Source organism: Bradyrhizobium sp. UFLA05-108 (genome assembly GCF_059803455.1).
In genome coordinates this window covers 44,777-67,358 of the sequence record NZ_JBANAZ010000036.1, presented here as the reverse complement: position 1 = coordinate 67,358, position 22,582 = coordinate 44,777, and the positions used below count along the sequence as shown (strand labels likewise).

The following is a 22,582-nucleotide window of genomic DNA, read 5'->3' as shown; positions in this document are numbered from 1 at the left end:
GGGACCTGGTCAGCGCTTTGAGGTTTGGCGTGGCAGGCGGTTTGACGTCGTCGCGCGAGCGCTCACGGGTGAGCGGGATGCGGCCTCGATCCCGTCATTGCGAGGAGCGCTTGCGACGAAGCAATCCAGGATGTCACCTACGGACGATTCTGCATTGCTCCGCTGCGCTTGCAATGGCGTCGTTTGGCGCCAGACCTTCCCCAGCGAACCCAACTTGTTTCACGTGAAACACCGGGTGCCCCGTGCCTTCTACTTTGCATGGGGTTGTTTTGCGAAAAATGCCTCACGGCCGAGCGTCTCTGTTTCACGTGAAACAACCGTCTCACCAGTTTCCACTTCCGGCTTCATCGTCCCTGGGCTAGAAGTCCGCCTATGCGGACAGAGCGAGAGAGTTTCGACGTCATCGTGATTGGCGGCGGCCATGCCGGCTGTGAGGCCGCTGCTGCTGCTGCCCGGATGGGTGCGACGACTGCTCTGGTGACGCACCGTTTCTCGACCATCGGTGCGATGTCCTGCAATCCCGCCATCGGGGGTCTTGGCAAGGGCCACCTGGTCCGCGAGGTCGATGCGCTCGACGGTTTGATGGGCCGGGTGGCAGATGCCGGCGGCATTCAGTTCCGGATGCTCAATCGCCGCAAGGGTCCAGCCGTCCGCGGACCCCGGACGCAGGCTGACCGCAAGCTCTATGCGGCCGCGATGCAGGCTGCGATCCAACAGACCGATGGCCTCAGCGTGATTGAGGGCGAGGCGGACGAACTGATGGTCTCGGACGGTCGCGTCACCGGGCTCCGTCTGGCCGATGGCCGGATGATCCGGGCAGGGGCCGTCGTGGTCACTACCGGCACCTTTCTACGCGGCCTGATCCATCTCGGTGAGAAGAACTGGCCGGCGGGGCGCGTCGGCGAGGCGCCGGCAATGGGGCTGTCGAAGTCGTTTGAGCAGGCGGGCTTCACGCTGGGCCGGCTCAAGACCGGCACGCCGCCGCGCCTCGACGGCACGACGATCGACTGGTCCGCCGTGGAAATGCAGCCAGGAGACGATCCGCCGGAGCCGTTCTCGGTGATGACGGAGCGGATCACGACCCCGCAGATCCAGTGCGGCATCACCCGGACCACCGCTGCGACCCATGAGGTGATCCGGGCCAATGTGCATCGCTCGCCCATGTATTCGGGCCAGATCAAGAGCACGGGGCCGCGCTACTGCCCGTCGATCGAGGACAAGATCGTCCGCTTCGGCGATCGGGACGGCCACCAGATCTTCCTGGAGCCGGAAGGGCTCGATGACCCGACCGTTTATCCCAACGGCATCTCGACCTCGCTGCCGGAGGAGATTCAACTCGCGATCCTCGCCAGCATCCCCGGCCTGGAGCAGGTCAGGATGGTCCGGCCGGGCTATGCCATCGAATACGACCATGTCGATCCCCGCGAGCTCGATCCGACCCTCCAGACTAGGCGGGTGCAGGGACTGTTCCTGGCCGGACAGATCAATGGCACGACGGGATATGAGGAGGCTGCGGCCCAGGGCATTGTCGCCGGCCTGAACGCGGCATTGGCCGCGAGTGGGGCGGCGCTCACGGTATTCGACCGGGCCGACGGCTATCTCGGGGTTATGATCGACGACCTCGTCACCCGCGGCATCTCCGAACCCTATCGGATGTTCACCTCGCGCGCCGAGTATCGGCTGACCCTGCGGGCGGATAATGCCGACCAGCGTCTGACCGAGAAGGGCATCGACCTGGGATGTGTCGGCAGTGCCCGGACGGCGCACCATCGCGCCAAGATGGCAGCGCTCCAGGCCGCCAAAGCGCTGTCAAAGTCCTTGACGCTGACGCCAAACGAAGCGGCGCGACACGGGCTGTCCCTGAACCGGGACGGCCAGCGCCGGTCGGCCTTTGAGCTGTTGGCCTATCCGGATGTCGGCTGGGGCCAGGTTCGTGGCATCTGGCCGGAGCTGTCGGCCATTGACCCTGGGATCGCGACCCACCTTGAGATCGACGCCAAGTACGATGTCTATCTTGAGCGCCAGAGCGCCGACGTCGAGGCCTTCCGGCGGGACGAGGGGCTGGTTCTCGCCGATGTCGACTACCAGTTCGTGCCCGGACTCTCGAACGAGGTGCGGGCCAAGCTGGAGAAGGCACGACCCTTCACGGTGGGGCAGGCGGGCCGGATCGACGGCATGACGCCGGCAGCGCTGGGCATCCTCGCCGCGTATCTGCGCCGTGAGGCACGACGCAAGACTTCCAGGGCGACCGCTTAGGCGTTTCACGTGAAACAGCGCGGACCGGCCGGAGGCAAATCCAAGGGCAAATCCTCATCGCGGCGACCTGACACGGGAGAGGGGGCCCGGAAGACGGCGCCGTCACCAAACGCGGAGGCGCTAGATTCGGGGCTGGCGGCGGACAAGGCTGCAGCCCTCGAGCTCGCGCCCGTTTCACGTGAAACGGAGATGCGCCTCGATCGCTACGTCGCGTTGCTCCGGGAGTGGCAGGCCAAGACCAATCTGGTCGCGCCTTCGACGCTGCCGCATCTCTGGACCCGCCACATCGCCGATTCGCTCCAGCTCGTCTCGCTCGCACCATCAGCAAAGCGCTGGGCCGATCTCGGCAGCGGCGGCGGCTTTCCGGGTGTGGTGCTGGCCTGCATGATGGCGGAGATTCCGGGCGCCAGTGTCCACCTCGTCGAACGAATCGCGAAGAAGGCCGCCTTCCTGCGCGAAGCGATCCGAATCGCCGGCGCTCCGGGGGTCGTACATCTCGCTGAGATCGGGGATAATGTGGATAGAATCACCGGCCCGGTCGATTGCGTCACCGCGCGCGCACTGGCTCCGCTACATCAACTCATCGGCTTTGCGGAACCCTTGGTGCGTAGCGGTGCAAAAGCGTTGTTTCCCAAGGGCCAAGATGTAGAGGCTGAATTGACCGAAGCCGCTAAATATTGGACTATTCAGCCCAAGCTCCATCAAAGCCGGACGGGCGACGGTTGGATCGTGGAGCTGGACACTATCCAGCGGCGTGGGTGAGGGCCCGGAAAACGGGGGCGAGTGGGGAAGTGGCATGACCGTGATTGACGAACCTCAGCAGGAGCAGACCGAGACGGTGCCGCAGGGCCATCCACGGATCCTGGCGCTCGCGAATCAGAAGGGCGGCGTGGGAAAAACAACCACGGCGATCAACCTCGGCACGGCACTCGCGGCGATTGGTGAGCGCGTCCTGATCGTCGATCTCGATCCGCAAGGCAACGCCTCGACCGGTCTCGGCATCGATCGCCGCAACCGGTCCTGCTCGACCTATGACGTGCTGGTCGGCGAAGCCGCCTTGCGCGAAGCGGTGGTCTCGACCGCGGTGCCGCGGCTGCACATCGCACCCTCGACGATGGACCTCTCCGGGCTCGAGCTTGAGCTCGGTACCACGCCCGGCCGCGCCTTCCGCCTGCGCGATGCGATCTCTTCGCTCAACAACAACGTCTCGCCGGATGCGGACTACACGTACGTGCTGATCGACTGCCCGCCCTCGCTCAACCTGCTCACGGTGAATGCGATGGCGGCCTCCGATGCGATCCTGGTGCCGTTGCAATGCGAGTTCTTCGCGCTCGAAGGTCTGTCGCAACTGCTTCAGACAGTCGAGCAGGTGCGCTCGACACTGAATCCCGGCCTATCGATCCACGGCATCGTGCTGACCATGTTCGACTCGCGCAACAATTTGTCGAACCAGGTCGTCGCCGACGTCCGCCAGTTCATGGGCGAGAAGGTCTACAAGACCATGATCCCGCGCAACGTGCGCATCTCAGAGGCGCCGTCCTACGGCAAGCCGGTGCTGGTCTACGATCTCAAATGCGTCGGCAGCGAAGCGTATTTGCGGCTCGCCACCGAAGTGATCCAGCGCGAGCGCGAGCTGCGCACGACACATTGAAACTGCCGTAGGGTAGGCAAAGCGAAGCGCGCCCACCAAAATCGTTCGATTGGAAAGATGGTGGGCACGGCGTGAAGACGCGCCTTTGCCCACCCTACGATCGAGAATCTGAAATTCAGTTCTGGAGTACTGCTACGTGAATCCAAGGGAGCTGGCGATGGCCGACGAAGCGCGTTCGCGACTGGGCCGGGGTCTTGCGAGTCTGATCGGTGACGTCGGCGGGGAGGCGGCGCATGTCGAGCGGCCGCGCGCGCAGCGCAAGGTGCCGATCGAATTCATCAAACCCAATCCGCGTAACCCGCGCCGCACTTTTTCGGAAGTTGAGCTCAAGGAGCTCTCTGACTCCATCAAGCAGCATGGCGTGATCCAGCCGATCGTAGTCCGTCCAGTGAAGGGCACGCAGGACCGTTACGAGATTATCGCCGGCGAGCGGCGCTGGCGTGCCTCCCAGCTCGCTGGTTTGCACGAGGTGCCGATCGTTCCGGTCGACATCAGCGACAGCGATGCGCTGGAGTTCGCGATCATCGAGAACGTGCAACGCGAAGACCTCAACCCGATGGAAGAAGCGCAGGGCTATCACGCGCTCGCGGGCGAGTTCAAACGTAGTCAGGACGACATCGCAAAGGTCGTCGGCAAGAGCCGCAGCCACGTCGCCAACATGATGCGGCTGACGAAGTTGCCGGTGGAGGTGCAGGCCTTCATCGCGAGCGGGCAGTTGACGGCCGGCCACGCCCGCGCGCTGATCGGCGTGCCCGATCCGCTCACGGCGGCCAAGCGCATCGTCGAGGAAGGCCTCAACGTGCGCCAGGCCGAAGCGCTCGCGCACGAGGAGGGCGTGCCGGAGCGCAAGCCGCAGAAGGCGCGCGCCGGGGCAGGGGCCAAGGAGAAAGACCCCGACACGATCGATCTTGAAAAGCGCGTCAGCGATGCGCTCGGCCTCAAGGTCACCGTCAACCACCGCGATCCCGGCGGCTCCGTCCAGATCAACTACCGCAACCTCGAGCAGCTCGACGAGGTGATGCGCAGGTTGGCGAAGGGCGTGCTCTAACTCCGCACCGTCATTCCGGGGCTCGCGAAGCGAGAACCCGGGATCTCGCGCAACAACCTCTAGATTCTATGGTGCGCAATTGCCCACCATAGTTCGCGCCTGAAGGCGCGTCTCGCAATGACGCGTGGATGGAGCGGAGTTTCAACCCCGCCGCTTCGCGTTCGCGGCGATCGCCATCAGCGTGCGCTGCGCGATCGCGGCGGCGAGGGACGGCTGCTTGCGGGTATCGAGGGCTGCGGTTGCAAGCTGCTCGATGACGCCGGCAAGTCGCGCCACGCTGAAATTGCGCAGCGCCGTTTCGGCCGCGGGCTTTCGTGAAAAATGCAGCCGCGGAAACCCGCCTTCGAGCACGGCCGAGATCGGCGTGCCCTCGGCGACGGTGAGCGCCGACTTGTGCAGCCACGCCGCCTGGCGCTGCGCGGCTGAGATGATCATGCCGGGATAGGTTCCGGCGATCATCGCCTTGGCGAACTCGCTTTCGACGATGTCGGGGCGTCCGGCGAAGGCGCCGTCGACGATCGGATCGAGCTTGAGCTCGGACGCGTCAGCGACGACCGCCATCACGTCGTCGAGCGTGATCTCGCCCTTGCCGTGAGCATAGAGCGTCAGCTTGCGCAGCTCATTGCGCGAGGCCTGGCGGTCGCCGCCGAGGAACGACATCAGCGCGGCGCGCGCGTCCTGCGCGATACGCAAATTGGCGATGCGCAGCTCGTCTTCCATCAGCTTGGCGAGATCGCGCTCGGTGTCGGGATAGCAGCCGATCGCGACTGCCGTCTTGGCGCGCTCGCAGGCCTTGCGCAGCGGCGATTCGGGACGGAGCTCGCCGGCCTCGATCACGATGCGGCAGTCCGTCACGTTCATCTCGGCCAGCGTGTCGACGCCACTGGCAAAGCTGCGCGAGCCGGCGCGCACGCGGATGGCGCGGCGGCCGCCGAACAGCGGCACGGTCATGGCTTCGTCGACGAGGCGCGAGGGTTCAGCCGAGAGTTCATCGCCGTCGAGCTTGACCAGCGAGAAGGGGTCGTTGGGATCATCGACCGCGGATGCGATCAGCGCGTCGGCGCGCTCGCGAACGAGCCCGGCATCGGGGCCATAGAGCAGGATGATCGGACGGCCCGAATCGGGGCGGGCCAGGAAGGCGTCGATCTCTTTTCCGCGCAACGCGACCATGGGCCAAATCGTCATTCGGGGCGCGCAGCGCGCGAACTATGGTGCGCAAATGCGCACCATAGAATCCAGAGGTTACGGATCGTCATTCCGCGTTCACGCTTCGCGTGCCCCGGAATGACGGAAGCGGTTACGTGCCGGCGGTGAAGAAGGCGGCGAGGCGGGTCGAGATGTTGTCGGCGACCTCGTTGGCGGCACGGTCTTCCGCATCGCGAACGGCGCGCTGACGGGCGAAGCGCTGATAGGAGCCCGGGATGTCGTAGGACACGCGCGAGAAGGTGGTGCCGGTCATCACCGACGTGTTGGTCGCGTTGTTGATCAGATTATACTGAACGTCGATGCCGTAGTTCTCGCTCGTCGGCAGGCCCGTCGCGGAGCTGATGAGCAGTGAGGAGCGGCTGGTCGTGAACCGCAGCTCCAGGCGGTGGGTCGGCGGCGCGCCGGTGGCGCTGCCATAAAGCTTGAAGGCGAGGGCGTTGCGGATCTCCACGCCGACCCGGGCCTCGCGCGAGGCATTGGGCTTGTCGACGGGGGGGATTTCCACGCCCATCAACTTGTCCCGCAATCCCGGAGTACCGTCGGTATGCTCGGCATACATCGGCCGGAAGCAGCCGGCCGTCATTGCCGCAAGGGCGGCAACCGCGACGAGGCGGGCAGCGATGCGGATCCTAGCCGACAACATTCACGATCCTCTTGGGGACGATGATCACCTTGCGGACGGGCTTGCCGTCCAGGGCCAGCTTTACCGCATCGAGGGCCAAAACGGCAGCCTCGATTTCCGGATTCTGGGCCACTGTTGCAACCGTGACCTCACCCCGCTTCTTGCCGTTGACCTGGACCACCAGGGTCACGGTGTCTTCAACCAGCAAATCGCGTTCGATTTGCGGCCATGCGGCCTCCGAAACGAAGCCGGTCTGGCCCGCTACCCGCCAGCACTCCTCGGCCAGGTGCGGCATCATCGGGGAGAACAGCTGGACCAGGATGGCCCCGGCCTCCCGGATCGCCCAGCCGAGGTCGGCCGCCGGCTGGCCGGGGCGCTGGAGCACCTCGGACAGGCTGTTGGCGAATTCGCGGATATGGGCGAGGCAGACGTTGAAGTGCAGCCGCTCGATTCCGATCGTGACCTTGTCCAGCGCGCCATGGGCGGCCTTGCGCAGGGCGATCGCATCGGCGCCAAAGCTCGCCGGCCGGGCCGCCGGCGCGCCCTTGGAGGCTTCCGCGGCTTCGTTCACCAGCCGCCACAGCCGCTGCACGAAGCGCGAGGCGCCCTGAACGCGCTCGTCGCTCCAGATCACGTCGCGGTCGGGCGGTGAGTCCGACAACATGAACCAGCGCGCGACGTCGGCGCCATAGGTCTCGATGATGTCGTCGGGGTCGACCGTGTTCTTCTTCGACTTCGACATCTTCTCGATCGCGCCGATCTGGATGTCCTCGCCTGTGCTGAGCAGCGTGGCGCGCCGGCCATTGCCGCCGGTCTCGACCTTCACCTCGACCGGCTGCACGTAGGTGCCGTCGGCCTTCTGGTAGGTCTCGTGCACCACCATGCCCTGCGTGAACATGCCGGCGAACGGCTCATCCAGCGCGATATGGCCGGTCGCCTTCATCGCGCGGGTGAAGAAGCGGCTGTAGAGCAGATGCAGAATCGCATGCTCGACGCCGCCGATATACTGGTCGACCGGCAGCATCCGGTTCGCCACCGCAGGCGTCGTCGGCGAGGCCTCGTTCCAGGGATCGGTGAAGCGCGCAAAGTACCAGGACGAATCCACGAAGGTGTCCATGGTGTCGGTTTCGCGCAGAGCCTTGCCGCCGCATTTCGGGCAGGTGACGTGCTTCCAGGTCGGATGATGATCGAGCGCGTTGCCCGGCTTGTCGAAGGTCGCATCGTCGGGCAGCTTCACCGGCAGCTCTGAATCCGGCACCGGCACCACGTCGCATTTCGGGCAGTGGATGACGGGAATCGGGCAGCCCCAATAGCGCTGGCGCGAGATGCCCCAGTCGCGCAGGCGGAAATTCACCTGGCGCTCGCCGACGGGCGCGTTGCCGCGCATCTCGTTTTCCAGGCGCTTTGCGATCTCTTCCTTCGCCGCGTCGATGGTCATGCCGTCGAGGAAGCGCGAATTGATCATGCGGCCGTCACCGTCATAGGCGGTGTCGGTGATGACAAAGGTCTTCGGATCCTGGCCTTCGGGGCACACCACCGGCGTGACGCCGAGATTGTACTTGTTGACGAAGTCGAGGTCGCGCTGGTCATGGCCCGGGCAGCCGAAGATCGCGCCGGTGCCGTATTCCATCAGCACGAAGTTCGCGACATAGACCGGCAGCTTCCAGGTCGGATCGAACGGGTGGACGGCGCGGATGCCGGTGTCAAAGCCCTGCTTCTCGGCGGTGTCGATGATCTCCTGCGCGGTGCCGATCTTCTTGATCTCGGCGATGAACTCGGCAAGCTTCGGGTTTTTGGCGGCGGCAGCCTGCGCCAGCGGATGATCGGCCGAGATCGCCATGAACTTTGCGCCGAACAGCGTGTCCGGGCGCGTGGTGAAAATCTTCAGCTCGCTCTCGCCGGCAGGTGTCGTGGCCTGATCCAGCGCGAAGCGGATCAGCAGGCCCTCGGAGCGGCCGATCCAATTGCGCTGCATCAGCCGCACCTTGTCCGGCCAGCGGTCGAGCGTATCCAGCGCGCTCAGGAGTTCCTGCGAGTACTTCGTGATCTTGAAGACCCACTGGTTCATTTCCCGCTGTTCAACGACAGCGCCCGAACGCCAGCCACGGCCGTCGATCACCTGCTCGTTGGCGAGCACCGTCATGTCGACGGGGTCCCAGTTCACCTTGCGCTTCTCGCGCTCGGCGAGGCCCTCGCGCAGGAAGTCCAGGAACATCTTCTGCTGGTGCTTGTAGTATGAGGGATCGCAGGTTGCGATCTCGCGGCTCCAGTCCAGCGACAACCCGATCGAGCGGAGCTGCTTCTTCATCGCGGCGATGTTGTCGTAGGTCCAGGCTTTCGGCGCGACCTTGCGCTCGATCGCGGCGTTCTCCGCCGGCAGGCCGAAGGCATCCCAGCCCATCGGGTGCAGCACGTTGAAACCCTTGGCGCGCATGAAGCGGGCCAGCACGTCACCGAGCGTATAGTTCCGGACGTGGCCGATATGGATGCGCCCGGACGGGTAAGGGAACATCTCGAGCACGTAGTATTTCGGCCGCGAATCGTCGTTTCGGGAGACGAAGATCGCCTTTTCGTCCCAGGCGGCTTGCCAGCGCGGTTCGGAATCGCGGGCGTTATAACGTTCGGAGGTCATGGAATCGTTGCGGTTTTCTAGGGTTCGGCCGTCGTAAAGACGGCGGACTAGGCCACAAAAGCAGCTCGGGGGTCAACGTCTAAGGCCTTCAAAACGGCCTGAGCGGGGGCTGTTTCAGACCGCCATCGCCATCGCGCTGGCGCCTTCGCTCTCCTGCACCGAACCGTGCTCGACGACGGTGTTGCGGCCGCGATGTTTGGCGGCGTAGAGCGCGGCGTCGGCCGCTTCGATGAGATCGCCCGGACGCAAGGTCTCATTGGGCCGCGCTGCGGCAACGCCGATCGAGACGGTGACGATCATGTGGCTCGAGGTGATATGCGGCAGGCACAGCCGCAGCACTGCGGCGCGAACGGTCTCGCCGATCTCCATGGCACGCGTGAGGTCCGTGTTCGGCAGCAACAGGCAGAATTCCTCGCCGCCATACCGCGCGGCAAAGCCCATGGTGTCGGCCGCAATCCCCGACAGCGTTTCGCCGAGCCGGGTCAGGCAGGAATCGCCCTCGAGATGGCCATAGGTGTCGTTGAAGAGCTTGAAATGATCGACGTCGATCATCAGCAGCGACAGGTCGCTGTCATATTGCTGCGCGCGCATCCATTCGAAATCGAGGCGGCTCTGGAAGCCGCGGCGGTTGGCAAGACCCGACAGCATGTCGATCGAGGCCATCACGGTCAGCCGGTCGTTGCTCGCGATCAGCTCGCGTTCACGCTGCCCGAGCTGCGCGGCCATCGCATTGAAGGCCCGGGCGAGCGGCACGAACTCGGCGGGCAGGCGATTGCGCGCGGCGCGGGCCGAGAGGTCGCCCTGGCCAAAGCGCTTGGCCATGTCCGCGAGCATCTCGATCGGCTTGATCACCAGCTTCTCTGCCGCAATCAGTGCGCCGAGCAGAACGAACACGACGACGAAAGCGAGCTGGAGATAAGCGGTGCGGATGTCGCGGCTGACGGCGGCAGAGACCTTGTCCTCGTCGATGCTGGCGATCAGGCGCGCATTGGTGCCGGCGATGCGCATGTAGCTGACTGCGCGGCGGGAGCCGTCGACCGCCGTGAAGGACAGCGATCCCTCGTCCTGATCCGAGCGCAGCGCCATGTCGGCGATCGCCGACATCAGCGGCAGGTTGTCGAGCGGACGTCCGACCGCGCTGTACTGGTCGGCGGGCGCGGCCAGCACCGTGCCGGTGCTATCGACCAGCACGGCCGAAATGCCGGAGCGGCCGCCCAGATTGTTCATGATCTTCGACATCCAGTCGAGGTTCACGGTCGCGAGCACCACGGCGTCCGGGACGCCCGAGAGCGCGGAGACCGGATAGACCGCCATCACGGTCGGCATCTGCGAAGGTTTTGCCAGCAGGAAATCGGAGAGCACGAAACGGCCGGTTTCCTGCGCCTGTTGGAAATAGGGCCGGTCACTCAAGTCGAGGCCGACATACATGTTGTTGGTCGAGCACTGGATGCGGCCGTCCTGGCCGGCGATCAGCAGCGTGCGAATCCAGGGCAGGCTGGCCGGCAGGCTCGCGCGCAACACGTCGCAGCTCTTGCTGACGCCGCCGGCGGAAGCGCGGATGAAAGCCTCGGATTTCAAAATGGTCTCGACCGACGAAATCACCTCGCGCTGCGCGTCCGCGCTGTGCCTCGCAACGGTGGTGAACTCGGTCGTCGCTTGCGCAATCTGCTTGACGCGCGCATCTTCGAGCGAACGGATGCGCTCCAGCATCAGGGGCGTCACCAGAATCACCGCGAGCAACGCAAGCCGGGCCCGGATTCCGAGAACCTGCTTGAGTTTCGCGCGTTTGCGGTTGAGACTGATGTTGGCCATTTTTGTGCTACCCACCCCGCGCGCAACTTAGTTCCAAGGGTTCAAGAAGCCTTTCTTGAACTCGATAAAATTGGAACTACCTCCGTAGAGACACGGGTCTCGAGCGACGTCATGACAGAAGCCAACGCCTTGCCGCTAACCGGGCATTCACCAAATGCGCTCGCCGTTGTGGAACAGGAGATCGCGCGCGCCTGCAAGGACGCGCAGCGCGATCGCACTGCGGTGACGCTGATCGCGGTGTCGAAGACGTTCGCCGCGGATGCAATTACGCCGGTCATCGCGGCCGGACAGCGCGTATTCGGCGAGAATCGCGTGCAGGAAGCCAAGGCGAAGTGGCCGGCGTTAATTTCGAGTTACTCGGATATCGCACTGCATCTGATCGGACCGCTGCAATCCAACAAGGCGAAAGAAGCGGTCGCGCTGTTCGACGCCATTCATTCGGTCGACCGTCCGAGCATTTGCCAGGCGTTAGCCAAGGAAATCGAATCCCAGAACCGGCACCCGCAGCTCTTCGTCCAGATCAACACCGGCGAGGAGCCGCAGAAGGCCGGCGTCGCGCCCGGCGAGGCGGATGCCTTCATCGCGAGCTGCAGCGACACCTACGGGCTCACCATTTCCGGCCTGATGTGCATCCCGCCAGCGAACGAGCCGCCGGCCGCGCATTTCGCGCTCACCGCCAAGATCGCCGCGCGCAACGGATTGAAGAATCTTTCGATGGGCATGACCGCGGATTTCGCCACCGCCATCATGTTAGGTGCCACGCATATCCGCGTGGGCTCGGCGATCTTCGGGCATCGGTAGTAACCGTCGGCGAAGGCCGTGCCTCACGCAAGATCTCAAGTTCGTCATTGCGAGCGACGCGAAGCAATCCAGTATCCTTCCGCTGAGGCAGCCTGGATTGCTTCGTCGCTTCGCTCCTCGCAATGACGGCGCAGTGTGAGTGACTACCCGAATCTCACCGAGACCTTTCCCAGCGCACCGAAATCGGCGGCGAGATGATCGCCGGCCCCAATCGGCAGCGGCGGATGGCAGGTGCCGGTCGTCACCACCTCCCCCGCTCTTAGTGTGATCCCGAGCGCGCGCAGCTCGTTGGCGAGCCAGGCGAGTGCGACACGGGGATCGCCAAGCACGTTCTTGCCATGGCCGACGTAGCGCTGGCCACGCAGCGTGATCTCTGGCCGCTCCTCCACGAGATCACGCGCGCGCCAATCCACCGTGGTCGGCGCGCCCAGCACGAACAGATGGGCGCACGCATTGTCGGCGATGAGCTGCGCCTCGCCGGCGCTGGCGAAATCGGCAAAGCGCGAATCGGGAATCTCGATCGCGGGATGCAGGCTGGCGACGGCAGCAAGGACCTCTTCGACGCCATAGCTTGAGGATCTCGGCGGCAGGTCGCGCGCCATGCGAAAGGCGAATTCCGGCTCGCCCACCCGCATCTCGTTGCCCTTCATCGAGGCCGTGCCGCCATCGGCGATGACGGTGTCGCTCAGGATGCGCCCGGCCATCGGTCCCCTGACGTTGATGTGCTTTTGCCCGGCCTCGCTGGTTGCCGCGATCTTCCAGCCGAACAGCTTGCCGCCTGAAGCGGATTCGAGCGCGGCCTGGATGGCATAGCCCTCGCTGCGCGTATGCGGCCGCAAGGAGTTTTCGAGCGCGTCAAGCTTGGTGCCGGCGCTCCAATGGCCTGCGAGCACCCGCGAGGCAGCCTTGATCTGGTTCTCGTCGAGCATGGTCCCTCACCCGATGATGATCCTGGTCCGTGGTCCAAGGCGCCGCAACAACTGCACCATCGCTGCTTGCCTCATGGAGACGCAGCCGGCCGTCGGCCCAAAATTGTCGCGCGCCAGATGCAGGAATACGGCACTGCCGCGCCCGGGAATGCGTGGCCGCGTATTGTGGTCGATCTCGACGATGAAGTCATAGAGGTGGTCGGCGCGCGTGAGCCGATCGCCGCCCTGCCCCGCCCCGCGCCGGATCGGCCGGTTGTAATGGCGGTCGGCGGGGTCTTCGCACCAGGCATCGTCGGGCTGAATGGCGCGGGTCGGCAGGAAGGTCTGCGGCCGGTTGTGGCGGTCGCCCCGCCACCAGAGCTGCCGCGGCCGAAAGCTGCCCTTCGGCGTGCCGCCGTCGCCCTCGCGCTTGTCGGCGCGAATGCCGCCACGGCCGAGCGCGACGGGAATCGTCAGGGGTCCGGCGGTCAGCCAGCCCCGCCGCGGATTGCCAGCCGACGCTCTCACCCGGATCGTGGAAAGCGGTCTGTTCTTGGCGTAAGTAATTGAGGAATAAGAATTTTTCATGTGAAGGCGCGGTGTCGGCTTCATTACAGGACATTCATCGAAAAGCCCTGCTATTCTGAGTTAAAGTAGTTCTGGCTTGAGAATCGGTAACAGCCCACTACTTCAACACGAACAACAATAATAACGGCGACCTCTAACTTACCAATCGCAGCTCTGAGGCGGCATGCGCGCGTCGGAGTTCGACCCCAAAAGGATGACCCCATGGCCAATGCCCGCAAGATCCTGATCGTGGATGACGATTCCGATCTGCGCGATACGTTGGTGGAGCAATTATCGCTGCACGAAGAGTTCGAAGCCTCCGCCGTCGATACCGGTGCGAAGGGCGCGAGCGCCGCAAAGGCCAATTCCCCCGATCTGGTACTGATGGATGTCGGCCTGCCCGACACCGACGGCCGCGAGGTGGTGCGTAGCTTGCGCAAGGGCGGCTTCAAGGCCCCGATCATCATGCTGACCGGGCACGATACGGATTCCGACACGATTTTGGGCCTGGAATCCGGCGCCAACGATTATGTCGCAAAGCCCTTCCGCTTCGCGGTGCTGCTGGCGCGCATCCGCGCCCAGCTTCGTCAGCACGAAGCGAGCGAAGACGCGGTGTTCTCGGTCGGGCCCTACAGCTTCCGTCCGGGCTCGAAGATGCTGACCGCGGCCAATGCCCGCAAGGTGCGGCTGACCGAGAAGGAAACCGCCATCCTTCGCTTCCTCTACCGGGCCGGCCAGATGCCGGTCTCGCGCGAGACGCTGCTCCAGGAGGTCTGGGGCTATAATTCCGGTGTCACTACGCACACGCTGGAAACCCACATCTACCGTCTCCGCCAGAAGATCGAGAAGGACGCTGCCAACCCGGAAATCCTGGTCACGGAAGCCGGTGGCTACAAGCTGGTGCCGTGATACGCTCCCAAGGTCCCGCGAATCGTTTGAGATCGCGGGCCTTTGAGCCACGGACCTGAATGTCAATCGACGACGACGTAGCGCTGCTCGAGCGTGTCCCGACACTGCGGCTGTTGGGAGACGCTTCGCTGCGCATGTTGGCGATCGGCTCCGAGCAGCGCGATTTCGTGCGCGGCGACGTCCTCTTCAATCAGGGCGACGACGCGGACGCCGGCTTCGTGGTTCAGCGCGGCGCCTTTCGCGTCGAGGACGGCGCCGGCGCCGAGATGATCGCCGGCCCCGGCACGCTGATCGGCGAGCTCGCGCTGGTGGTGCCGATGAAGCGTCCCTCGAGTGCGATCGCGCTCGAGCACTCCTCCGTCATCCGCGTCGCCCGCAGCCTGTTTCAGCGCGTTCTGGAGAGCGATCCGGCCGCCGCTCTCCGCCTGCGCGATGAGTTCGCGATCCGGTCGAGCCAGATCGCAAGCGATATTCTGACGGCGGGCTCGAAGCTGAATAACTAGCTGCTCCTCATGGTGAGGAGGCGCGTCAGCGCCGTCTCGAACCATGAAGGCCCGAGTGTTGCCCGCGGCTCATCCTTCGAGACGCGCGCGAGCGCGCTCCTCAGGATGAGGGCTTCGGTTGTGGTTGGCGACTACACCTCCAGCGTCACCGTTACCGGCACGTGGTCGGACGGACGCTCCCAGCTCCGCGCATCGCGAAGAATCCTGAAGTCGCTGACCGCATCCTTGAGCGCGCGCGAGACCCAGATGTGGTCGAGCCTGCGGCCGCGGTCGCCGACGGTCCAGTCGGCGGCGCGGTAGCTCCACCACGTATAGACCTTCTCCGACATCGGAATGCGCTCGCGCGCGACGTCGACCCATTCGCCGGCGGAGAGCGCTGCCAGCAGCTTCTCGCATTCGATCGGCGTGTGCGAGACCACCTTCAGAAGCTGCTTGTGCGACCAGACGTCGTTCTCATGCGGTGCGACGTTGAGATCGCCGACCAGGATGTGGCGATCCTCCCCGCGCGGGTGCAGCGGCTCGCACGCCTTCATCTCGTCGAGGAAGCGAAGCTTGTGGTCGAATTTCTCGTTCAGCGCGGGATCGGGAATGTCGCCGCCGGCGGGGACGTAGAAATTGTGCAGCACCAGCGGCTTTGCGATGTTTGCTTTCTCGCCGAACGACACCGAGATGTGGCGTGAATCGATCTTGTCGCAGAAGGTGCGGATGTCGGTTGCCTCGAACGGCAGCTTCGAGACGATGGCGACGCCGTGATAGCCTTTCTGCCCGTTCAGTGCGATGTGCTCATAACCGAGCCGCTTGAAGCGCTTGAGCGGAAAGGCATCGTCGATGCACTTGGTCTCCTGCAGGCACAGCACGTCCGGCCGTGCGCTCTTGAGGAATTTGGCGACGAGATCGATGCGCAGCCGCACCGAATTGATGTTCCAGGTTGTCAGGGAGAGACGCATGAGGGATGCGTCATAGCAAGCTCTCGTGGGGTGGGCAAAGGCGCATGGCGCCGTGCCCACCATCTTCTCTCAATTTCGTACAAAAATGGTGGGCACGCTTCGCTTTGCCCGCCCTACGACACCTACAGCAGCGGAGATCTATCCCGGCGACGGGACGTTGTAGTTGGTGAAGTCGATCTTGAACATGTTCGGATCGAGCTTCTTGGTGCTGTCGAGATTATAGACCGCGAAGGTGGTGTCGTAGCCCTGCGGGTCGGTCACCGTCCATTGCTTCAATTGGCCGTCCTTGGCGCCGACCATCAGCAGCAGGCGGCTGGTGCCGATCAGCGCCTGCTTCTCCTCGATGGTGACGCTGACGAAGAGATCGTCCGCGGTGACGTTGACGACGTTGGTGTCCTTCATCAGGTCGATGCGGTCCGAGAGCAGGAAGCGCAGCGGCGTCTGCGACAGCGGATAGACGTCCTGCGTCGCGAGCTTGCGGTCGCGCACCACGAGCGAGGATCCGTCGGCGATGATGTCGATCGGATTGGGCGGATCGTATTCGACGCGCATCTTGCCGGGCTTCTGGATGTAGAAGTCGCCCTGCGTCTTGCTGCCGTCCGGCCCGACCTGCACGAAATTGCCGACCAGAGTCTGCAGCGACGACAGATAGGCGCTGACCCTGGCGGCCTGTGCCTTCTGCTTGTCGTCAAAGGTCTGGAAAATGCTGCTCGGCACGTTGCGGCGCGGATCCGGGATGATCGGATTGGGCGGCGTCTGGGTGGCGCCGGTCGTGGCGGGCCCGCCGCTCATCTGTCCGCCGTCGCGGCCCTTCGGCGCCGGTTTCGGAACGGGGACGGTCTGCGCGAACGACGTCGCGCTGGCGGCAGCCATCGAGGCGGTGATGACAAGCATGCCCACAAGCCGCGCGCTGCGCGCGGCGAAGGAGGCAGCAAATCGAATATCTGAATTTCCGGTCAACGCGACGTCCTGTGTGGCTTGGCGCCCTTTTACCGTGGTTTCGGGCAAAAGCGGAGATCGTTTTTGCGTGAAAAACTCATTGTGAGGCCAAAGCGCGATGAGATTGGGACGAATCGTCATCGCGCTTAGGTTATTGTTTGAGCATGATCTTTTCGGAAAACCGCTCACACTTTTCCGGATCATGCTCCGGCGCCTTGCGCCTCACATATGGCTGTCCTCTTCCTCGACCAGAATCTCGCGTTTGCCGGCATGATTGGCCGGTCCGACAATACCTTCCAGTTCCATGCGCTCCATCAGCGAGGCGGCGCGGTTGTAGCCGATCTGGAGCCGGCGCTGGATGTAGCTGGTGGAGGCCTTGCGGTCGCGTTTGACGATCGCGACGGCCTGCGAGAACAGGTCGCCGCCGCCATCCGCACCCATGCCGGTGGCGTCGAAAACCGCGCCGTCTTCGCCCTCGGCAGGTTCTTCCGCGGTGACCGCTTCGAGGTATTCCGGCTGTCCCTGCGTCTTGAGGTGACGCACCACCTTCTCGACTTCCTCGTCGGAGGCGAACGGGCCATGCACGCGGCTGATGCGGCCGCCGCCGGCCATGTAGAGCATGTCGCCCTGGCCGAGCAGCTGCTCGGCGCCCATCTCGCCGAGGATGGTGCGGCTGTCGATCTTGGAGGTGACCTGGAAGGCGATGCGGGTCGGAAAGTTCGCCTTGATGGTGCCGGTGATGACGTCGACCGACGGACGCTGCGTCGCGAGAATCACGTGCAGGCCGGCGGCACGCGCCATCTGCGCGAGGCGCTGCACCGCGCCTTCGATGTCCTTGCCGGCGACCATCATCAGGTCGGCCATTTCGTCGACGATGATGACGATGTAGGGCAGCGGATCGAGCGCGAGCTTCTCGTCCTCGTAGATCGCCTTGCCGGTCTCCTTGTCGAAGCCGGTGTGCACCGTGCGGGTGAGCTCCTCGCCCTTGCCCTTGGCTTCGAGCAGGCGCGCATTGTAGCCGTCGATGTTGCGCACACCGAGCTTGGCCATGTTCTTGTAGCGCTCTTCCATCTCGCGCACCGCCCATTTCAGCGCGACCACCGCCTTCTTCGGGTCGGTCACGACCGGGGTGAGCAGATGCGGGATGCCGTCATAGACGGAGAGTTCGAGCATCTTCGGATCGACCATGATCAGCCGGCACTGATCGGGCCGCAACCTGTAGACCAGGCTGAGAATCATGGTGTTGATGGCGACCGATTTGCCCGAGCCCGTGGTGCCGGCGATCAGCATGTGCGGCGTGCGCGCCAGATCGATGATGACGGGGTCGCCGCCGATGGTCTTGCCGAGGCAGAGCGGCAGTTTTGCCACCGTCTCGGTCGCCTCCTTCGCCACCAGCAGCTCGCGCAGGTACACCTTTTCGCGATGCGCATTCGGCAGCTCGATGCCGATGGCGTTGCGGCCGGGCACGACGGCGACGCGCGCCGACAGCGCGCTCATGGAGCGCGCGATGTCGTCGGCAAGGCCGATCACGCGCGACGACTTGATGCCGGGCGCCGGCTCCAGCTCGTACAGCGTGACGACCGGACCCGGATTGGCTTTGACGATCTCGCCGCGCACGCCAAAGTCCCCGAGCACGCCTTCGAGCGAACGCGAATTGGTTTCCAGCTCGGCCTTGCTGAGTGGCTGGCGATCGCCGGCCTTTGGCGCGGCAAGCATGGAGACAGACGGAAGGTCGAACTTGTCGGAGGATTTCTTGGCAGCGGCCTTCGGTGCAGCCTTCTTGCGCGGGGCGCGCGCGGCCGGCGCCTCCTCCTCTTCGTCCTCCTCTTCCTCGCTCTCCTCCTCGTAGTCCTCGTCCTCGGCATGCGGCGAAATCGGGGGTGCCGTGCGGCCGCCAAGACTGGGCTCCTGGCGATCGAAAGTCGCGGCGCGAGGCTTTGACCCGCTCGAGACCAACGAGCGATAGGCGGCACCACAGAGCCAGACGATCCGCGCCTTCGTGCTCATCAGCGCATGGAACAGCCAGCCGAGCGATACCGAGCCGCGCTCCTCTTCTTCCACTTCCTCGAACGGGGTGTCGTCGTCCTCGATCGGCGTCAGCTCGTCGTCGTCACGCTCGCGCGCGCCGAGACCGCAGGCAATCAGGAACGTCGTGGCCATCGCGACGAACAGGATCGTCCCCAAAACCATGCGATAGATGGCGCCCGCGGGTCCGAAAATCACGGCCGGTGCGCGCACCAGCGCGTCGCCGACCACGCCACCGAGCCCGGTCGGCAGCGGCCATGCGCCGCCATGCGGCCAGCAGCTCGCAAAACCCGACGCGATCACCGTGCAGAGGATCCAGCAGCCGAGCCGCAGCGCCTCGCGATCGAACGGGCGGTGGGTCATCATGCGCCAGCCCCACACCGCGACGGTGAGAATCAGCATGATGGCGCCGAGACCGAGAATCTGCATCGCGAGATCGGCGCCGATCGCGCCGGCATAGCCGAGGATGTTGCGGATCGGCCGCGAGGTGGCGTGGCTCAGACTGGGGTCCTGGACCGACCAGGTCATCAGCGCGGTTGCGGCGACGCCCGACAACGCGATCAGGCCAAGACCTGTCAGCTCGCGCACACGGCGCGTCAGCGCGTCACGGATCGAGGGCGGCAGGTGTCCGACCAGTGGGATGACACGTTCGATTGCCGACATGCTCATCCGCCTAACCCAACGTCGCGACGAGCCGGTGCAGCGCTTCGGCGGTGACCTCGCCGTTCTGCACCAGCGCCAGGCGAATGAAGCCTGCGCCCGGATTGAAACCGTCCGGCTGGAGCCGCGCCAGGTAGCTGCCCGGCACGACCCGCACGCCGGCTTCCTTCCAGAGTTTCAAGGTCACGGCCTCGTCGCTGCCGAGCGGCGAGGTATCGAGCCAGACGCAAAAGCCACCTTCGGGCCGGCGATAGCCGTAGCGGTTGCCGAGGATCTGGTCGGCGAGATCGAACTTGATGCGGTAGAGCCTGCGGTTCTCCTCGACATGCGCCTCGTCGCCATAGGCGACGGTGGCGACATGCTGGAGCGGGACCGGAACCTGAGGCGCGGCCACGTTGCGCAGCTCGAGAAACAGGCTCAAGAATTTCTTGTCGCCGGCGGCGAAGCCGACACGCAGGCCCGGCAGGTTCGAGCGCTTGGAGAGCGACTGGAAGGCGACGACGCGGGTGAAGTCGGGGCCGGCGCATTCGAGCGCGCTGCCCGGCGCTTCCCGCGTATAGATCTCCGAGTAGCACTCGTCGCTCAGGATGACGAAGCCATAGCGATCGGCGAGGCCCTTCAGGCGGGTGAAGTAGTCGCGCGAGGCGATCGAGCCCTGCGGGTTGGCGGGCGAGGCGATATAGAACGCCACGGTGCGCGCCAGCGTCGCTTCGTCGATCGCGTCGAGATCGGGCAGGAAACCGTTTTCGACCGTCGTTGGCAGATAGACCAGCTCGCAAGCTGCTGCGCGGGTGCCGGCGCCGTAGACCGGATAGAACGGGTTCGGCATCAGGATCGCTGGCTTGCCGGGGCGCGGGCCGACATAGCGTGCAGCCGTGATCGCGGCGAAGAACAGCCCTTCGCGGCTGCCATTGAGAACCAGGACCTCGTTCTCGGGATCGATCGGCCGGGGCAGCTTGAAGCGATGGCCGAGCCAGCTTGCGGCAGCTTTGCGGAACGGCTCGATGCCCTTGGCCAGCGGATAGCGGCCGAATTCGGCAATGTGCTTTGCGAGCACCGGTCCTACGAAGTCGGGCACCGGATGCTGCGGCTCGCCAACCGCGAGCGTAATCAAGGACTTGCCCGGCTGGTGCGGGGCCAGGAGCTCGTTCAGCCGGATGAAGGGCGAGCGTTCGGTCTCAGAGCTTCCACTGCCCTGCGGCGCACGGGATGAAGCGGTCATAGCCATACGTTGGGGCGCCAGCACTCTTGGAACTGCCGGTTGCAGGTCGCACCGGCCGGAAGCGGTTCAGTTCACCATAGATAGGGCGAGGTTAAGACGCGATTAACCATCGGTCGGTCCCCCCGTCCAGAGCCGAATAATTGCCGCCGTCAACAGGGGATGCGTGGCCATCGACGGTTCCGTTTCCCGGCATTTTAGGCAAGCCCGTTGCGCCCCGTTAACCCCCTCCTCCGAGAAGGTTTTCGCGTTGGCGATTCGCTAGTCTTGCCGGTTTTATGGCTGCTGACGACAAGCGGGGGCGGCGGGTGACCATTCAGATTGCGACACATGGCGATGTGCTTCGCCACACGGCAAGGCGTGCGGCGATCGCCGCAGGCCTGGCCATCGTGATGACCGCATCGACATTGCTGCTGCATCTCGGCACGGATTTCAGCGCCACGGTGAGTGTCGGCTACATCATCGGCTTTTGCCTGTGCGTCGCCACCGCGATCTCGGCATTGCTGTCCGGCGCCCTCAGCTATCGCTCGGGCCTTGTGATGCAGGAATTGACGCTGACCCGCAGAGAGCTCGCGCGCATCTCGCAGACCGACCAGCTCACCGGCCTCTTCAACCGCCGCGGCTTCGACGATGCGGCGGCGCTCGCGCTGACCTCCGCGCGCGAGCGCAGTGTGCCGGTGACGGTGTTCTTGTGCGATATCGACCATTTCAAGTCGATCAACGACCGCTTCGGCCATGACGCCGGCGACGAGGTGCTGGTCGAGGTCGCCGACGTGCTGCGGCAGCTCGCCCGGACCGAGGGCGTGCTGGTCGCGCGCTATGGCGGCGAGGAATTTGCCGGCCTCATGGTCGGCGTTACCCGCGACCAGGCCGAGCGGCATGCGGAGGCGCTGCGCGCGAGCTGCGCGAGCCGCGAAATCCCGATCGGCGAAAACCTCGAGCGCGTCACCATCAGCCTCGGCTTCACGGTGTCCTGCGCCGATGCCGAGCTCGCCGAGCTGATCCGGATCGCCGACCGCGCGCTCTATGCTGCCAAGCGCCGCGGCCGTGATCGCGTCGTCGAGGCCGACGAGCGCGCGCTCGTGGCGGCGTGATCATCTGCCGGTTGGCGCCTGAACGGCATGGGATCAGACTAGATTGCCACGAAGGCGGTGCGCTCCCTCGCCCGCTTGCGGGAGAGGGTCAGGGAGAGGGTGTCTCCGCAACGGGACAATCTCCAAGAGGATAGAGCCCCCACCCGGCGCTTCGCGCCGACCTCCCCCGCAAGCGGGAGAGGTTGAGCGAGCCCGTGGCCCGCATCGATCAAGCTAAAGCCATTCTGCTCCTAATGCGGTGGCAGCTTCTCGAATGTCGGGATGCCCGCGGGGATCTGGTGGAACTCCTGCTTGTCGCAAGTATAGATCGCGATCTGCGGCTTGAACTGCGCAGGATCGTCCAGCGTGCCGACCTTCACGATCGCGGCCGGCAGGCCAGGGACCTTCGTCACCAGATGCGTGCCGCATTCGGCGCAGAATTCCCGTGTCACGGCGCGTTCGAGGTCCTTGCGCGTAAACTGCTTGGGCTGGCCGGTGATGTAGGTGAAGCCGGACGCCGGCATCGCGATGAAGGTGTTGGGCTCGCCGCCCGAGATGTACTGGCATTCGCGGCAATGGCATTGCGCCTGCATCATCGGATCGCCCTCGGCGACGTAACGCACCTCGCCGCAATAGCATCCACCTTCCAGCCGCATGACGACCTCCCTTTTGTTGTTCGTTGAGGTCGGTATTTCTGCGCCGGCCCGCTTGCTTGGCAAGTTTTTCTTTTGTGACACCGCAAAAAGAAAGGGGCTCCAACTTGCGCTGGAGCCCCTCAACGGTCGGGGCATTGCCGGGTATGTG

General features: G+C 64.7%; 19 protein-coding genes. 8 read left to right on the top strand and 11 right to left on the bottom strand.

Annotated features, from left to right (window positions below; translation table 11 throughout):
* Nucleotides 1-372 precede the first annotated feature (372 nt).
* From mnmG to SO140_RS25090, 4 genes are all read left to right on the top strand, one after another.
* Nucleotides 373-2,256, top strand: a complete 1,884-nt coding sequence (gene mnmG, locus SO140_RS25105; protein WP_449380314.1) for a tRNA uridine-5-carboxymethylaminomethyl(34) synthesis enzyme MnmG — start codon at nucleotides 373-375, stop codon at nucleotides 2,254-2,256.
* A 132-nt stretch (nucleotides 2,257-2,388) separates the two neighbouring features.
* On the top strand, nucleotides 2,389-3,018 hold the full coding sequence (rsmG, locus tag SO140_RS25100) for a 16S rRNA (guanine(527)-N(7))-methyltransferase RsmG (RefSeq protein WP_449380344.1): 630 nt from the start codon (nucleotides 2,389-2,391) through the stop codon (nucleotides 3,016-3,018).
* Nucleotides 3,019-3,052: 34 nt separating this feature from the next.
* A complete protein-coding gene (locus tag SO140_RS25095) occupies nucleotides 3,053-3,907 on the top strand; it encodes a ParA family protein (RefSeq protein ID WP_449380313.1) in 855 nt (284 codons plus the stop codon).
* Nucleotides 3,908-4,064: 157 nt separating this feature from the next.
* Nucleotides 4,065-4,955, top strand: a complete 891-nt coding sequence (locus SO140_RS25090; protein WP_449380312.1) for a ParB/RepB/Spo0J family partition protein — start codon at nucleotides 4,065-4,067, stop codon at nucleotides 4,953-4,955.
* 141 nt (nucleotides 4,956-5,096) lie between these two features.
* On the opposite strand, the gene holA is transcribed toward SO140_RS25090, so the two are convergent.
* The 4 genes from holA to SO140_RS25070 all read right to left on the bottom strand — a co-directional run bounded on the left by holA (nucleotide 5,097) and on the right by SO140_RS25070 (nucleotide 11,227).
* Nucleotides 5,097-6,125, bottom strand: coding sequence for a DNA polymerase III subunit delta (gene holA / locus SO140_RS25085; protein ID WP_449380343.1), 1,029 nt, complete (start codon nucleotides 6,123-6,125; stop codon nucleotides 5,097-5,099).
* A gap of 127 nt (nucleotides 6,126-6,252) precedes the next feature.
* On the bottom strand, nucleotides 6,253-6,804 hold the full coding sequence (gene lptE / locus SO140_RS25080) for an LPS assembly lipoprotein LptE (protein WP_449380311.1): 552 nt from the start codon (nucleotides 6,802-6,804) through the stop codon (nucleotides 6,253-6,255).
* Nucleotides 6,791-9,415: a leucine--tRNA ligase gene (gene leuS, locus SO140_RS25075; RefSeq protein WP_449380310.1), complete on the bottom strand. Its 2,625-nt coding sequence runs from the start codon at nucleotides 9,413-9,415 to the stop codon at nucleotides 6,791-6,793. The genes lptE and leuS overlap by 14 nt, the downstream gene beginning before the upstream one ends.
* A gap of 114 nt (nucleotides 9,416-9,529) precedes the next feature.
* Nucleotides 9,530-11,227 (bottom strand): diguanylate cyclase domain-containing protein, encoded by a 1,698-nt coding sequence (locus SO140_RS25070; protein ID WP_449380309.1) that lies wholly within the window; start codon nucleotides 11,225-11,227, stop codon nucleotides 9,530-9,532.
* Nucleotides 11,228-11,338: 111 nt separating this feature from the next.
* Between SO140_RS25070 and SO140_RS25065 the strand changes: the two genes are divergently transcribed.
* On the top strand, nucleotides 11,339-12,028 hold the full coding sequence (locus SO140_RS25065) for a YggS family pyridoxal phosphate-dependent enzyme (RefSeq protein WP_449380308.1): 690 nt from the start codon (nucleotides 11,339-11,341) through the stop codon (nucleotides 12,026-12,028).
* A 143-nt stretch (nucleotides 12,029-12,171) separates the two neighbouring features.
* On the opposite strand, the gene SO140_RS25060 is transcribed toward SO140_RS25065, so the two are convergent.
* On the bottom strand, nucleotides 12,172-12,957 hold the full coding sequence (locus SO140_RS25060) for a 2-keto-4-pentenoate hydratase (protein WP_449380307.1): 786 nt from the start codon (nucleotides 12,955-12,957) through the stop codon (nucleotides 12,172-12,174).
* A 6-nt stretch (nucleotides 12,958-12,963) separates the two neighbouring features.
* Nucleotides 12,964-13,524, bottom strand: coding sequence for a L,D-transpeptidase family protein (locus SO140_RS25055; RefSeq protein ID WP_449380306.1), 561 nt, complete (start codon nucleotides 13,522-13,524; stop codon nucleotides 12,964-12,966).
* Nucleotides 13,525-13,725: 201 nt separating this feature from the next.
* On the opposite strand from SO140_RS25055, the gene SO140_RS25050 reads away from it, so the two are divergent.
* Both SO140_RS25050 and SO140_RS25045 read left to right on the top strand, forming a co-directional pair.
* Nucleotides 13,726-14,412, top strand: coding sequence for a response regulator transcription factor (locus SO140_RS25050; protein ID WP_027525091.1), 687 nt, complete (start codon nucleotides 13,726-13,728; stop codon nucleotides 14,410-14,412).
* A gap of 59 nt (nucleotides 14,413-14,471) precedes the next feature.
* Nucleotides 14,472-14,915 carry a cyclic nucleotide-binding domain-containing protein gene (locus SO140_RS25045; protein ID WP_449380305.1) on the top strand — a complete coding sequence of 148 codons (444 nt, stop codon included), beginning with the start codon at nucleotides 14,472-14,474 and terminating at the stop codon, nucleotides 14,913-14,915.
* Nucleotides 14,916-15,046: 131 nt separating this feature from the next.
* Here the strand turns inward: SO140_RS25045 and SO140_RS25040 are convergent, their stop codons facing one another.
* The 4 genes from SO140_RS25040 to SO140_RS25025 all read right to left on the bottom strand — a co-directional run bounded on the left by SO140_RS25040 (nucleotide 15,047) and on the right by SO140_RS25025 (nucleotide 20,714).
* Complete coding sequence (locus tag SO140_RS25040) at nucleotides 15,047-15,862, bottom strand: exodeoxyribonuclease III (protein ID WP_449380304.1); 816 nt, start codon at nucleotides 15,860-15,862, stop codon at nucleotides 15,047-15,049.
* Nucleotides 15,863-16,000: 138 nt separating this feature from the next.
* Nucleotides 16,001-16,756: an outer membrane lipoprotein carrier protein LolA gene (locus SO140_RS25035; protein WP_449380342.1), complete on the bottom strand. Its 756-nt coding sequence runs from the start codon at nucleotides 16,754-16,756 to the stop codon at nucleotides 16,001-16,003.
* 267 nt (nucleotides 16,757-17,023) lie between these two features.
* Entirely contained in the window at nucleotides 17,024-19,495 is a 2,472-nt protein-coding gene (locus SO140_RS25030) for a DNA translocase FtsK (protein WP_449380303.1), read from the bottom strand.
* Nucleotides 19,496-19,499: 4 nt separating this feature from the next.
* Complete coding sequence (locus SO140_RS25025; protein ID WP_449380302.1) at nucleotides 19,500-20,714, bottom strand: aminotransferase class I/II-fold pyridoxal phosphate-dependent enzyme; 1,215 nt, start codon at nucleotides 20,712-20,714, stop codon at nucleotides 19,500-19,502.
* A 299-nt stretch (nucleotides 20,715-21,013) separates the two neighbouring features.
* Between SO140_RS25025 and SO140_RS25020 the strand changes: the two genes are divergently transcribed.
* Nucleotides 21,014-21,799, top strand: coding sequence for a GGDEF domain-containing protein (locus SO140_RS25020; RefSeq protein WP_449380301.1), 786 nt, complete (start codon nucleotides 21,014-21,016; stop codon nucleotides 21,797-21,799).
* Nucleotides 21,800-22,029: 230 nt separating this feature from the next.
* On the opposite strand, the gene SO140_RS25015 is transcribed toward SO140_RS25020, so the two are convergent.
* Entirely contained in the window at nucleotides 22,030-22,434 is a 405-nt protein-coding gene (locus tag SO140_RS25015; RefSeq protein WP_449380300.1) for a GFA family protein, read from the bottom strand.
* Nucleotides 22,435-22,582: the final 148 nt, after the last annotated feature.